Annotated in this window: 12 protein-coding genes and 1 pseudogene; 8 read left to right on the top strand and 5 right to left on the bottom strand. The window is 71.8% G+C overall.

Features of this window, described 5'->3' with window-relative positions:
• Nucleotides 1–95 precede the first annotated feature (95 nt).
• Nucleotides 96–596 (bottom strand): diadenosine tetraphosphate hydrolase, encoded by a 501-nt coding sequence (locus ACFYUY_RS13035; protein WP_387900488.1) that lies wholly within the window; start codon nt 594–596, stop codon nt 96–98.
• A gap of 21 nt (nt 597–617) precedes the next feature.
• Here ACFYUY_RS13035 and ACFYUY_RS13030 point away from each other — a divergent pair.
• Nucleotides 618–752, top strand: a pseudogene (locus ACFYUY_RS13030) (kinase); the annotation flags it as partial.
• A 100-nt stretch (nt 753–852) separates the two neighbouring features.
• Here the strand turns inward: ACFYUY_RS13030 and ACFYUY_RS13025 are convergent.
• Nucleotides 853–1,080 carry a hypothetical protein gene (locus tag ACFYUY_RS13025; RefSeq protein ID WP_360222337.1) on the bottom strand — a complete coding sequence of 76 codons (228 nt, stop codon included), beginning with the start codon at nt 1,078–1,080 and terminating at the stop codon, nt 853–855.
• Nucleotides 1,081–1,562: 482 nt separating this feature from the next.
• Here ACFYUY_RS13025 and ACFYUY_RS13020 point away from each other — a divergent pair, with 482 nt between their 5' ends.
• The 3 genes from ACFYUY_RS13020 (at nt 1,563) to ACFYUY_RS13010 (ending at nt 4,255) form a co-directional block, all read left to right on the top strand.
• Entirely contained in the window at nt 1,563–1,766 is a 204-nt protein-coding gene (locus ACFYUY_RS13020; protein WP_035850027.1) for a cold-shock protein, read from the top strand.
• Nucleotides 1,767–2,137: 371 nt separating this feature from the next.
• A complete protein-coding gene (locus ACFYUY_RS13015) occupies nt 2,138–3,691 on the top strand; it encodes a DEAD/DEAH box helicase (RefSeq protein ID WP_387900455.1) in 1,554 nt (517 codons plus the stop codon).
• A 183-nt stretch (nt 3,692–3,874) separates the two neighbouring features.
• Nucleotides 3,875–4,255 (top strand): CBS domain-containing protein, encoded by a 381-nt coding sequence (locus tag ACFYUY_RS13010; protein ID WP_360215641.1) that lies wholly within the window; start codon nt 3,875–3,877, stop codon nt 4,253–4,255.
• 160 nt (nt 4,256–4,415) lie between these two features.
• Here ACFYUY_RS13010 and htpG read toward each other — a convergent pair whose 3' ends face one another.
• Both htpG and ACFYUY_RS13000 read right to left on the bottom strand, forming a co-directional pair.
• On the bottom strand, nt 4,416–6,374 hold the full coding sequence (htpG, locus tag ACFYUY_RS13005) for a molecular chaperone HtpG (RefSeq protein ID WP_387900454.1): 1,959 nt from the start codon (nt 6,372–6,374) through the stop codon (nt 4,416–4,418).
• 199 nt (nt 6,375–6,573) lie between these two features.
• The gene (locus ACFYUY_RS13000) at nt 6,574–7,284 is read right to left on the bottom strand and encodes a type III effector protein (RefSeq protein ID WP_387900452.1); all 711 of its coding nucleotides are present in this window, start codon (nt 7,282–7,284) and stop codon (nt 6,574–6,576) included.
• A gap of 299 nt (nt 7,285–7,583) precedes the next feature.
• Between ACFYUY_RS13000 and ACFYUY_RS12995 the strand changes: the two genes are divergently transcribed.
• Nucleotides 7,584–8,117 (top strand): DUF4383 domain-containing protein, encoded by a 534-nt coding sequence (locus tag ACFYUY_RS12995; protein WP_360215650.1) that lies wholly within the window; start codon nt 7,584–7,586, stop codon nt 8,115–8,117.
• 172 nt (nt 8,118–8,289) lie between these two features.
• On the opposite strand, the gene ACFYUY_RS12990 is transcribed toward ACFYUY_RS12995, so the two are convergent.
• On the bottom strand, nt 8,290–10,266 hold the full coding sequence (locus ACFYUY_RS12990; RefSeq protein ID WP_387900450.1) for a glycosyltransferase family 4 protein: 1,977 nt from the start codon (nt 10,264–10,266) through the stop codon (nt 8,290–8,292).
• 310 nt (nt 10,267–10,576) lie between these two features.
• Here ACFYUY_RS12990 and ACFYUY_RS12985 point away from each other — a divergent pair, with 310 nt between their 5' ends.
• From ACFYUY_RS12985 to ACFYUY_RS12975, 3 genes are all read left to right on the top strand, one after another.
• Nucleotides 10,577–11,923 carry a glycosyltransferase gene (locus ACFYUY_RS12985; RefSeq protein ID WP_387900448.1) on the top strand — a complete coding sequence of 449 codons (1,347 nt, stop codon included), beginning with the start codon at nt 10,577–10,579 and terminating at the stop codon, nt 11,921–11,923.
• A gap of 103 nt (nt 11,924–12,026) precedes the next feature.
• Nucleotides 12,027–12,329 (top strand): DUF3040 domain-containing protein, encoded by a 303-nt coding sequence (locus tag ACFYUY_RS12980; RefSeq protein WP_387900446.1) that lies wholly within the window; start codon nt 12,027–12,029, stop codon nt 12,327–12,329.
• A gap of 164 nt (nt 12,330–12,493) precedes the next feature.
• Nucleotides 12,494–12,778 carry a hypothetical protein gene (locus ACFYUY_RS12975; RefSeq protein ID WP_387900444.1) on the top strand — a complete coding sequence of 95 codons (285 nt, stop codon included), beginning with the start codon at nt 12,494–12,496 and terminating at the stop codon, nt 12,776–12,778.
• Nucleotides 12,779–12,952: the final 174 nt, after the last annotated feature.

The following is a 12,952-nucleotide window of genomic DNA, read 5'->3' as shown; positions in this document are numbered from 1 at the left end:
ACTCCCCTGAGCCGCCCCCGGTGGAACCGCCCCCGAGAACCACCCGAGACACCCTCACCGCGGGAAGGCCCTGCCCGCCCCTCCCCCGTCCCGTCTCATCCCGCGCGTTCCGGACCAGCAGCCGGGGCGGACAGCACGTCGAGCTCGTGGCCGATCGCCTCGCGCAGGGCGTCGTGTTCGGGGCCGAGCGCGCTCGCCGGGTCGCGCCAGTTCTCCGCGGGGTACCGCCACACCGGGTGGCGCACGAGGTCCGGGCTCTCCCACGCGAACCGGGGCCACACATGCGCGTGCAGGAAGCCGTCGGTGTTGCCGAGGATCTCCAGGTTCACGCGCCGGAACTCCGGGTCCAGCCGCCGGCAGGCCCGCTCCACGGCCTCACCCAGCCGGTCCATGTCCGCGAGGAAGGCCAGCCGCTTGCTCCGCGGCAGTTCGGACAGGCGCTGCACATCGGGCTCGTCCACCAGGAGAACCGAATACCCCGGCAGGAACTGCACGTCACCGATCACCGCGAACCCGGCGTCGAGCCGCCGCAGCACGGTGGGGTTCGTGCCGTTCAGCGCACTGCCGATCCTGTCGTCCCGCCAACTCTCGACCATGACGGAAGACCCTACGTCGCGGGTGGGGCGAACGTCGGCCTGATCGACCTGGTCGCCCGTCACGCCCTCGACCACGGCTTCCACGTCGTCGTCGAGGGCATCCTCGCCGCCGACCGCTACGGCCCCATGCTGGCCCGGCTCGTCGCCCCCCGGCGCCGGGGGGCTTGCGCCTGGGGCGCGCGGAGCTCGGGCAGATCGCGCGGAGTCCGTGGTGGTGCCGGCACCGGTGATCTCGGAGAACCGCGTGCGTTCGGTGTCAGAGTTTGAACATCGTGGCGTAGGGCTGGGCAATGCGTTCCTGCCGCGATCCGAAGTCGACGAGCACCGCGATGGCGCTGTCGCCTTCGACACCGATCGCCCGGCCGAGGCCGTACGTGTCGTGGGTGACGCGGTCACCGACGGCGAAGTGCTTGCGCGGTGCTTCAATCGGGGCTTTGAAGGGGCTGGCGGGCAGGACACGGCGGACTGCTGGAGATTTCTTCATCCCCCGCAGTATGCGCCGAAAATCGCGGGAGCGTGCCTTCTTCGCGCACTCGATTCCGGAGTGCCTCCGGCCGGCCGGTGGGCGTGGCACGTCGCTTTCGCGGGCCCGCCGCGCCGGGGGAAGGATCGGCGCCTACGCGGCTCGCCCTCCCCGGGGAGCGACCGACCGGTGCCCGAAGGTGGCGGATGATATTCCCAACTAGGTTGCCAGGTAGTCACTTTGAAAGCCCTACTACCTAGTGACCAGCGCCTCCCGGCAAGGGCGGCCGCAGAACCGGGGTCGGAACATCCACCCACGGCGGGCCCGGGCCTGCTAGAGTCGTTTTAGTTGCAGTAGTGGTTCCCATGAACTTTGTGTGCGCCTGCTGATGTATTCGCAGGCGCATTTTTGTGTCCCGGCTCTTCCCCGGGTGGGTGCTCATCGCGGCGACTCGGAGCGCGCACTGTGCGCGCTCCGGACAGCCCCTCTAAGGAGATTTCTTTATGGCTAATGGCACTGTGAAGTGGTTCAACGCGGAAAAGGGCTTCGGCTTCATCGAGCAGGAGGGCGGCGGCGCCGACGTCTTCGCCCACTACTCGAACATCAACGCCAACGGCTTCCGTGAGCTGCTCGAGGGCCAGAAGGTCGAGTTCGACGTCACGCAGGGCCAGAAGGGCCCGCAGGCCGAGAACATTCGCCCGCTGTAGTACTTCTGCCACGGCACCCGCCTGGTAGCGAGGGGCCCGCACCGCGTACACGATGCCCGGTGCGGGCCCCTCGGCATTGCTCCGCCCTGCACGTCCCCGGCCTTTCAGGCCCCTTGGCTCCGCCACCGGCGGCCATCCCCACGCGAGACGAGCAGCGCCGCGTCCGGACCGCCGCCCCTGCCGTGACATCCCACGGTTCGAGGATCTCCGTTCCCGCCCCGGCGGTGAGCGCCGACCCGAAGTGACGTGCCGAACGGGTTTCACCGTCCACGCCCCGCGCTCCACACTCTTCGGCCCGTTCCTCGCGACCTCCTGCCGGCGCCCCGCGCCGCGGATCCGCCTCGCGACGTGCCACCCCCAGGAGGTTTCCCGTGAACCGCTCCCACCGCTCCCAGTACCAGAACGCCGACTTCCGTTCCTCGGCCTCCTCCCGATCCGCCGGCGCCGCCTACGGCTCCCGCTCCCGCGGCGGCTCCTTCTACGGGGACCGGCCGTCCGGTGGCGGCCGGAGCAGTCGTCAGGGCGGCGCCCCCCAGGGCGAGTTCTCGATGCCGGTGAGCACCACCCCGGCGTTGCCCGCAGTCGAATCGTTCGACGAGCTGGAGATGCCCAAGGCCCTGCTCTCCACCCTGACCCGGCAGGGCGTCACAGCGCCGTTCCCGATCCAGGCCGCGACGCTCCCGAACTCGCTGGCCGGACGCGACGTGCTGGGCCGCGGCCGCACCGGGTCCGGCAAGACCATCGCGTTCGGTCTCGCGGTTCTGGCCCGCGTCGCCGGCCATCGCGCCGAGCCTCGCCGCCCGCGGGCCCTGGTGCTGGTCCCCACCCGCGAGCTCGCGCAGCAGGTGACCGACGCCCTCACTCCGTTCGCGCACGCCGTGCGGTTGCGGATGGCGGCCGTGGTGGGCGGGATGTCGATCAGCCGCCAGGCTCAGGCGCTCAACCGCGGGGCGGAGGTCGTGGTGGCCACCCCCGGCCGGCTCAAGGACCTGATCCAGCGCGGCGACTGCCGGCTCGACGAGGTCGGCGTCACCGTACTCGACGAGGCCGACCAGATGGCCGACATGGGCTTCCTGCCCCAGGTCACCGAACTCCTGGAACAGGTCGCCGCGGACGGGCAGACGATGCTGTTCTCCGCCACCCTGGACCGCAACGTCGACCGCCTGGTGCGGCGCTTCCTGAAGGACCCGGTCACGCACTCGGTGGACCCGTCCGCGGCTGCGGTCAGCACCATGGAGCACCACGTGCTGCAGGTGCAGAACTTCGACAAGAACGCCACGATCGCCCACATCGCCTCCCGCGAGGGCGGGGTGATCATGTTCACCGACACCAAGCACGGCGCGGACAGCCTGGTCGAGGACCTGCTCGCGAACGGGGTCAAGGCCGCGGCCCTGCACGGCGGCAAGTCCCAGCCCCAGCGCACCCGCACCCTGGAACAGTTCCGCACCGGCCAGGTGACCGCGCTGATCGCCACCAACGTCGCCGCCCGCGGCATCCACGTCGACGGGCTCGACCTCGTCGTCAACCTCGACCCGCCGAGCGACCACAAGGACTACCTGCACCGCGGCGGCCGCACCGCCCGGGCCGGCGAGTCCGGCACCGTCGTCACCCTCGTCCTGCCCAACCAGCGCCGCGCGACGGCCCGCCTGATGGCCACCGCCGGCATCACCCCCGTCACCACCAGGGTCACCGCCGGCGACGAGGAGCTCGCCCGCATCACCGGCGCCCGCGTCCCCACCGGCGTGCCCGTCGCCATCCCCGACCCGGTCGTCGAACGCCCCCGCCGCAACGCGGCCACAAACCGCGGCCACCGCGGACGCCCCGCCCCCACCGGCGGCGAGACTCGCGCCAACGGTGCGAGCCGCGGCGCCCGGGGCTCCTCCGGCCGCCGCCGGACACCCAGGCGCATCGCCCTCGCGGCCTAGCGGCTTGTCTGACGATTCGCGTCGCATCAGCACGCGGCGGGAAGTGTCAGACAAGCCCTGGCGGACAGGCCCGGGCCGGACCGCTCCCGCGGTTCGGCCCCGGCGGACCAGGCGGCCGTCCCGCCGCCCGTACCCCGACCACCGCCGGCCCCGGCGAGAACGACACGACACCACGGAGCCCCCATGGCCCTCACCCTCCAACGCCCCGCGACCACCACCACGGTCCACGACCTCATGACCGACCCCGAGCTCCAGATCAGCGACGACGTCATGCTCGACATGGCGATCCACATCCTCGACGGCTCCGGCGCCGACCACCTCCTGGTGCGCGACGACGACGGCCGCTGCGCCGGGCTGCTGACCCGCCGGCACCTCGCCCCCTTCCAGGTCCGCACCCGGTCCACCGAGCGCACCCCGGTCCGTGGCATCACCTTCGACCGTGCCCCGTTCGCCACCGGCGACATGCTCGCCGCCACCGCGGCCTCCGCCATGCGCGCCCGCGGTCTGGCCGTGTGGCCGGTGGTCGACCCCGACGGCCACGCAATCGGCCTGCTGAGCTTCTAGACCGGCGGCCCGGGCGCGCCGGGACGACCGGGCGGCACGGGATCCTGGAATCGCGTGCCGCCCCGGCTGGTGTGCCGGTCGGCCCGGGCGGTCCCGGCCGAGTGACGCGGGTGCGGCCGGCCGGGCACTGCCGACGACGGCGGGCCGCACCCGCGGACGGCTACAGGGTGCGGGCGAGGCGGTCGGTGAGCAGACGGGTGAAGCGGGCCGGGTCGGGCAGGTCGCCGCCTTCGGCGAGCAGGGCGCTGCCGTGGAGGAGTTCTGCGGTGTCCGCGAGCGCCGGGTCGTCGGGGTTCGCCTGGTGGGCCTGGTGCAGGGCGGTGACGAGCGGGTGGCCTGGGTTGAGTTCGAGGATGCGCTTGACCTGGGGGAGGTCCTGGCCCATGGCCCGGTACATCCTCTCCAGGGTCGGGGTGAGATCGTGGGCGTCGCCGACGAGGCACGCGGCCGAGGTGGTCAGGCGGGTGGAGAGGCGGACCTGCTTGACGTGGTCGGCCAGGGCGGTCCGGAGCCACGCGAGCAGAGCGGCGAAGTCCTGTTCGCGCTGGGCCTTCTGCGCCTTCGCCTCCTCGCCGCCGTCGCCGTCGGCTTCGTCGTCGAGGTCGACCTGGCCCTTGGCGATGGACTGGAAGCGGTGGCCGTCGAAGGCGGGGATCTGGTCGGTCCAGACCTCGTCGACGGGGTCGGTGAGGATGAGGACCTCGTAGCCCTTGGCGGTGAAGGCCTCCATGTGCGGGGAGTTCTCCGCCATGGCGCGGTTCTCGCCGGTCAGGTAGTAGATCGCGTCCTGGCCGTCCTTCATCCGCGCGACGTACTCGCGCAGCGTGGTCGTCTTCTCCACGTCGTGGGTGGAGGCGGCCGAGACGAGTTCGAGGAGGGTGTCGGTGTTGTCGCGGTCCTCGAGCAGGCCTTCCTTGAGGACCCGGCCGAACTGCTCCCACACCTTCGTGTAGGTCTCGCTGTCCTTGGTCTGCATGGTCTTGATGGCGGCGAGGACCTTCTTGACCAGGCGCCGGCGTACCGCGGTGATCTGGCGGTCGTGCTGCAGGATCTCACGGGAGACGTTCAGCGACAGGTCGTGGGCGTCCACGACACCCTTGACGAAGCGCAGGTAGTTCGGCATCAGCGCGTCGCAGTCGTCCATGATGAACACGCGCTTGACGTACAGCTGCACCCCGCGCTTGGTGTCGCGGGAGAACAGGTCGAACGGGGCGTGGGCGGGGATGAACAGCAGCGCCTCGTACTCGAACGTGCCCTCGGCGCGCATGTGGATGGTCTCGGCCGGGTCCTGCCAGTCGTGGCTGATCTGCCGGTAGAACTCGTGGTACTCGCCCTCCGTCACCTCCGAGCGCGGGCGTGCCCACAGGGCCTTCATCGAGTTCAGCGTCTCCGGCTCCCCCGCGGCCTCGTCCCCGGAGGCGGACTCGGCAGCGCCCTCGGCCTCGCCCGTGGCGCCGACGGGCTCGGGGGCCATGCGGATGGGCCAGCGGATGAAGTCCGAGTACTGCTTGACGACCTGGCGGATCTTCCACGCCGCGAGGTAGTCGCCGAGACCGTCCTCGCCGTCCGCCGGCTTGAGGTGCAACGTGACCGAGGTTCCCACCGGCAGACCGTCCGCCGGCGCGATGGTGTAGGTGCCTTCTCCGTCGGACTCCCACACGGTGCCCTGATCGGTACCGGCTCGGCGGGTGTGGAGGGTGACCTTGTCGGCGACCATGAACGCCGAGTAGAAACCGACGCCGAACTGCCCGATCAGGTGCTGCGCGGCGTCCGCGTCCTTGGCTTCCTTGATCTTGGCCAGCAGGCTCGCGGTGCCGGACTTGGCGATGGTGCCGATCAGGTCGACGACGTCCTCGCGGGTCATGCCGATGCCGTTGTCCCGCACCGTCAGGGTGCGGGCCGCCGCGTCGACCTCCAGCGTGATGTGCAGGTCGGAGGTGTCGGCTTCGAGGTCGGTGTCGGTGAGGGATTCCAGGCGGAGCTTGTCCAGGGCGTCTGAGGCGTTGGAGATCAGCTCCCGCAGGAAGATGTCCTTGTTCGAGTAGATCGAGTGGATCACCAGCTGCAGCAGCTGGCGTGTCTCCGCCTGGAACTCCAGCGTCTCGGTCGGGCTGGCCACGGGAGGCGTCTCCTTCAGTCGAAAGGCTATCGGGCAGTGAGGGGTTCGAGTCTGGTTGTCGGGCCGTGCGGGCGTGCCGCGCGGCCGGCCGCAGGCATCTCGTCGGTGGCGGCGCCAGCGGGGCAGGGCCGCCGGCATCGGTGACGGTCCACCACCGTTGCCAGCCAGGGGACACGGGGGCCGCACGGCGTCGACTCGCTCAGGCCCCGACCTGGCAGGCGCCGTCACGCACCGGCCGGGGCGTGCGGCGGTGCCGACCGCTGTCGGCGCGCAGTCGGTCGGTGCGGACGGTGAGCTCATCGAGGCGGCCGGCGATGGCCGGGTGGGCCGCTTCCAGGAAGGGCCGGGTCGCAGCGAGCGGGGCGAGCAGGTGGACGGCGTCGTTGTCGCCGAGCGCGTCGAGCAGTCGTTCCATGACGGGCGCCGCCGAGGCGTTGAGGCCGTCCAGAGCGCCGATCTGTCCGGCGAGGCGGCGCAGGTCCGCCGCGTTGTCGCGGGCCCAGGTGGTCACCGCGCGGTCGGCGGCGCGCTGATCGCGTGCGGCCTGGACGCGCTGCTCCCCGGTGCTGCCGGCCTCGGTGCCGGCGTCGGCGTCGGGGCGCATGCGCAGGTAGCGGCGTTCGGCGGCCTGGCGGCTCTGGACGCCCATCGGTTCGGCGAGGTCGGCCCAGGTGGCGCCGGCGCCGCGGGCGGTCTCGATCAGACCGGTCTCCCAGCCGGCGAGTTCCTCGCGAAGATGGCGCAGCAGCAGGAGCGCGGACAGGGCCTGGGCCGGGTCCTGGTGGCCTGCGTCGTCCGGGGGCGCGTGGCGGGCGGTTCGGGCGGCGGCGTCCATCGCGCCCAGCGCGGCGGCGGCGGCCAGGAACGAGGCCGGCCCCACCCTGGCGGCGCCGACGTCCGGAGTGTCCATGTCGTCACTCTTTCGCTGACTTGATGTGTGTCATCGTCCGGATGACAGATTACAACATCCGGTGCCGCGCCACACCGGTGAGAACCACCCGGAAGGCTCGACCTGCCCGGCGCCCTGCCGGAGACCGGCGAGGCCGACCACCTGTGCCGGGTCCCCAGAAGCGAGAACGCGCTGGGCAGGGGATCGAAGCGCAATCGATGCGGCACCGCTGCGACTACGCCCCTGGGCTCATCTGGCCGAGTCTGCAGAACGGGCCGCACGGTGCGCGCCCACCGGATCCTCCCGAGATGGAGCACACCATGAAACTGCACGATGAACTGCCGGTCGACCACCGACTGTCCCAGGTCTACCGCGTCGGGGCCGGTCTGTGTGGTGCGGCCCTCCTCGTGTTCGGCTGCCTCGGATTCGCGGACGGGCTGTCCTTCTTCAGCACCTCCGGGGAGACCGTCGCGGGCTTGTCCAGCAACGGTCTGCTCAGCCTCGTGTCGGTGGTGACGGCCGTCGTACTCGTCGGCGGTGCGGCCGTCGGCGGGAACACTGCTTCCACGATCAACATCACCGTGGGCGCGCTGTTCGTCCTCAGCGGCTTCGTCAACCTGGCACTGCTGGACTCGTCGGCCAACGTCCTGGCCTTCCGCATCCAGAACGTGCTGTTCAGCTTCGCGATGGGACTGGTGATCGCCACCTTCGGCATGTACGGGCGGGTGAGCGGCAGGCTGCCGCTCGACAACCCCTACTGGCGCCACCGCCACGCGCGGTCGACTGCTCGCAACCGGCCTGCGGGGGTACCCGGCGTGGTGGCGCGCTCCGGCCTTCCCGGGCGGCCGGCGTGAGCGGACCGCTCCCGCACCCGGGTGTTCGCCGATCAGCCCGGGCCGCGCTTCCCCGCCCCGGGGAAGGGCGGCCCGGGTTCGGACGCCCGGTGCTACTGATCGAGGCCCGCCCGGTGCTGCGCGCCGGCGGGTCGTGGAGCCGCCGCCGTACGCCGCCTCCCTCGGCGGGATCTCACCCATCGCCTTCCCGACCTGCACCGGCCGGGTCCGTGCGGCACGTGGCCCGGTAGGCGTCCGCGAGGGATGCCGCCACGGCGTCGATACCGAACCGCTCCCGCACCGTCGCAGCCCCGGCTGCCGCCATGGCCGCGAGCTCGGCCGTCGGGGTGAGGACGAACGAGCGCAGGCCCTCGGCAAGCGCGTCCGCCGATTCAGTGGCCAGCAGCCGCCCGTTGACTCCGTCGTGCAGATAGTGGGAGGCCCCGCCGCGCCGGGGGGCGGCCACGGGCAGACCGGCTTCCATGGCCTCGAGCACGGCAAGGCCGAACTCCTCCTTCGCGCTGGGGCACACGTAGAGCGCCGATCCCGGTCCGCGCCGTGCCAACGCCTTCTCCAGGAGACGGACACGCCGGTTGGGCAGGGCGGGCCACAGTGCCGCCCGGCTTCGTGCGACCGGGTCCGCGGCCAGGAGTTCGGTGACCCTGGTGCTGACCGCCGTTTCGATGGTGGTCGGGTCGGTAGGCGACCCACCGACCAGCAACAGGGTCGTGCGGTGGTGCAGGCCGGCGAGCAGCCAGGCCTGCACCAGCCGCTCCTGCTGTTTGACGGGGTGAAGCCGCCCCACGCAGAGCAGGAGGGGGAGCTCACGATCGGTGGCGTCCAGGCCGCCGCCGTTGCCACCGCCGCGGAACAGGCGTGCGAGCATGCTGTGTCCGGTCGCGGCGTCGTCAGGAGCGGGCCTGAACGGCGCAATGCCCTCGGGCTGGACATGGACCGACCTTCCGTCCAACTGCGGGAAGTGTTCCGATAGTTCCTTCACTCCGTTCCGCCCGGGCATGGCGACCAGCAGGTCGGCGCGGTCCACGAGGCGGTCGGCGACGAAGATCCGGTGCATGTCCAGGCGCAGCGTGCGGCCTGCATCAGTGGTCTGCTCAGGGGCCAGGCCGGCGTGCCGTTCGTCCATCGTCCGGTGCGGATCGGGGGTGACCGTGAAGGCGAGCTTGGCGCCGTAGCGGCGTGTGGCCTGGGCGATGGCGAGGGAGGCGTCGTCGGCGAACCTGACGTGAGTGATGTCCGGTCGGGCGCCCGGGAGTTCGAAGACTCGGGTCGTCCACCATGCCAGTGCGGGCTGATGTGCGGCTGCGTTCTGCGGATCGAGTGCCTCCGGTGAGTCCACGGGCAGTCGCACAAGCAGGTGCGCCGCGCTCAAGCGGCTCACCTGCTCCGAGCATTGGGCTTCCGAGGGCCGGGCGGCCGTCAGGGTGAGGACCCGTGCCGCGCGCGCGTGGGTCGTCAGGGCTTCGCCCAGAGCGGTCAGCAGCACGCTCATGCCACCGCTGAGTCCGGCACCGGGTTCCTCCAGGCGGCCCAGCAGCATCGACTGCGCGACGACCGGATAGGCCGTGAAGGGCTTCGTCAGCGAGTCGAACGCCGCCCTGAACCGCTGTCCCGCCGACGACCCGGGGCGGGCCCGCTCGTGGCATGCGGCGAGGAGCAGTTGCTCGTAGGCGTCCAGGCCGATGTCCGAACCCGGCAGCACGAGGCCCCCGTCCGGCACTCCCGAAAGGTAGCGCCAGAGCGCATGCCTCTGGAGCCGTCCGGTGGGCTGCAGTCCGGCGGCCTCCCTCGCGGAGAGGGGGCGGAGGCTGTTCGCGTCCGCCACATCGAGCAGGAAGGCGGTTCCGGCGGGACCGGGAGTCGCGAGCAGCCGTCGGCGGATCTCGGCGCTGGCGCTGAGGCCGTCGTCGGGATCGCAGCTGCGTTCCCATGCCTCGGCGAGAGCGGTCCGTTCCCACGGTTCCAGGTCCGGGATTGCGCCTGCGGCGGCCAGCACCCTGGTCGGCATCGCGCGCTCGCGCCTGGCCAATCGCCTGAGCCGTGCCGCACGGCGGTCCGAGTGGGACAGGAGTGAGTCCGGACGGGCCCGGGTTCCCCCGTACTCGGCCCGCGCCAGGCGTCCGAGCAGATCACCACCGGTGACGGCGCCCACGCCCTGGGTCCAGTGGAACCGCCGCCAGGCGGCGAGAGCCCCGGCGCCCGCGGCACCGGGCCGTCGCGCTGCGGCGGCCGGACCAGGCGTGACTTGGTGTGTCATCGGTCTTCCTCCCATACCTCCGAACGGTCACCGGCACGTTCGGAGGCAGGTAGTGGAACGGATTGGACACGGTGCGTCGGGTCCCGGCACCACGGCATCCGCCCTGCGCCGCACGGCCCGGCCGCGTCGTCCATCCGTGGCTCTCAGGGGATTCCTGGCATCATCGGAAGCCGCACGCGATCCGAAGCCCTTGACGGAGGACACCATGGCCCGCGTCGCCGTGATCAGCCCGCCTTTCCACTCCCATGCTCGGCCGCTCGCCGCGCTCGGTGCCTCACTGGCCCACCACGGCGCACGCGTCGACTTCGCCTGCACCCGTGCCTTCGACGACCTCGCCACCCGGAGCGGGCTCGGTTTCACCGAACTCTCCGTAACCCGAAACGCCAACCACGGCATCGCCGAATCCACCCGCCAGGACGACGCCGAGGCCCAGCGCCTTCGTGAATTCCTGGACGCGACGTTCGACGGGCCGACGGCAACCCTCCTCACCCAGGCGCGCCACCGCGGCGACGACATGCTCGCCGAACCCGAACGCGTCCTGCGCGACCTCGCCGCCCTTGACGCACAGCTGCGCCCGGACTGGTACCTCGTCGACCAGCTCTCCTACTCCGCGACCCTCGCCCTGCACTGCCTCGGCCTGCCCTACGCCACCTTCTGCCCCGGCCACCCCAGCTATCTGCCGGCCCCCGACGCCTACTTCGGGCTGCCGTACGCGTGGCCCGAAACGCTCCGGCCCGCTCCCGCCGATCTCGACCGACTGCGCGCCGCGGTCGCGGCCAACGACGCCGCCTTCACCGCCGTCTTCAAGGCGATCGCCCGCCTCCACGCTCCCGGCAGGCCCGAGCCCGACCGGGCCTTCACCCTGTGCTCACCGCACGCGGTCGTGTTCAACTACCCACGTCTGCCCTGGCTTCCCCCCGCCCCGAGAGGCCCCAAGGCCTTGTACGCCGGCCACCTGCTGCCGCACCGCGGCACCGCGGTGCCGGACGCGCCGTGGCGGGCCGTGCTAGCGCGCATGACCGCAGACGGGCGCCCCGTGGTGCTGGTGGCGCTGGGCACCTTCCTGTCCGCCCGCCACGACGTCCTGGCGACCGTCACGGCAGGAATCCTCCGCCACACCTCGGCCTCCGTCATCGTCGCCGCCGGCAACCGTGTCGCCGATGTCACGGGCCACGCGTTGCTGCACGACGCCCCGCCCGAACGGCTGCACGTGGCCCCGGTCATCCCGCAGCAGGAACTGCTCTCCCATGCCGCCGCCATGGTCCACCACGGAGGCAACAACTCCTTCACCGAATCCGTGCACGCCGGCGTCCCCGCACTCGTCCTGCCCTTCTCCAGCGATCAGTTCGCCATCGCCCACGACGCCGAGCGCGCCGGCCTCGGCCGCTGCCTCGACCCCAACACGCTCACCCCGGAATCCGCCGGATCCGCAGTCGCGGACCTCCTCGCCGGAGGCGTCAGCGGGGCCGCCGAACTCAGCAAGCGCATCCGCGCCCGTGGCCCCGACTGGACCGCAGCCGCGCTCCTGACGCACATGCCCGCAAGCCGCTGAACACACGGCTCGGGCACCGCGGGCGAGCGAAACGCTGCGAGTGGCGACCGGCTGCAGCCGACGGACGCTGGAACTGCACCGACGGGTCGAAGGAGCCACCACCGTGAACGGACCCCTGACCGACCAGGAGCAGCGGCTGCTGAACGACATCGGGCAGCACCTGCGCCTCGACTCACCCGGACTTCACCGTCTCCTCAGCCGACGGCCGACGCTCCTGCGGCGGCTCCTCCACCGTCCCCGTCTCCTCGCCGCCCTGGCCTCGGTGCTGACGGCTCTGACCACTGCCTGCGCCCTCTTCGCGGCTGCGAGCGGGCCGGCCGCGCCCGCGGCCGCAGCCTCGGCCGCCGTCTGGGCGATCCTGCTCGCGCTCGTCTTCCGCCGGCTCGCAGGTCTTCGCGCCCACTGAGTGTCATCCGCCCAGGATGGCCGGAAGCACGCGCAGGGCGCTGCCGGCCGCCCCGAACGCCGTCCGACAGGCCGATGCGTCAACGATGCGACCCGCATGGACCGAGGTCGGCAGCCAGCCTGGAAGAACGGGAAACCTGACCTCACAGCCCCATGGGAGTAGTCATGAACATCGTCCGTCGGCTCCATGAAGCCGGAATCACCAGCGAACACGCCTACGCCGCGGCGTTCGGGTCCATCGGACTGTCCCTGCTGAGCTGGGTCGCGTCCATGAAGGCCGAGCAGGCCGGAGTCGAGCGAGCAGACCGGTGGGGCATCTTCGTCGGCGAATGGGCTCCCACCTTCTTCGGGCTCGGCCTGGCCCTCGCCGGCTACGAGAGCCGGGCGTCCGCCCCTGCCAGGAGCTCCCGGAGCGCGTGGCTCGACCATCCGGAGGAGAAGGCCGGATGATCAGGCCTTCTCCTCCGTTCCGGCCCCGCAACTGCGATCGCGGGGCCGGATCCCTGCTCGCGGACAGCCGCGGTTCAACGGCCTGCCGCGCCTCGGGCACCACTCCTGCGGGCCGGGTTCGGGCGCCTCGCGGACGCGGTGACGCTCCCGATCCCCCGGGTGCCGGCGGGAGCA

This window comes from Kitasatospora sp. NPDC004745, from assembly GCF_042873275.1.
GTDB lineage: Bacteria > Actinomycetota > Actinomycetes > Streptomycetales > Streptomycetaceae > Kitasatospora.
Note: the sequence above shows the minus strand (reverse complement) of the source record. Positions and strands in the feature narration are given on the sequence as shown.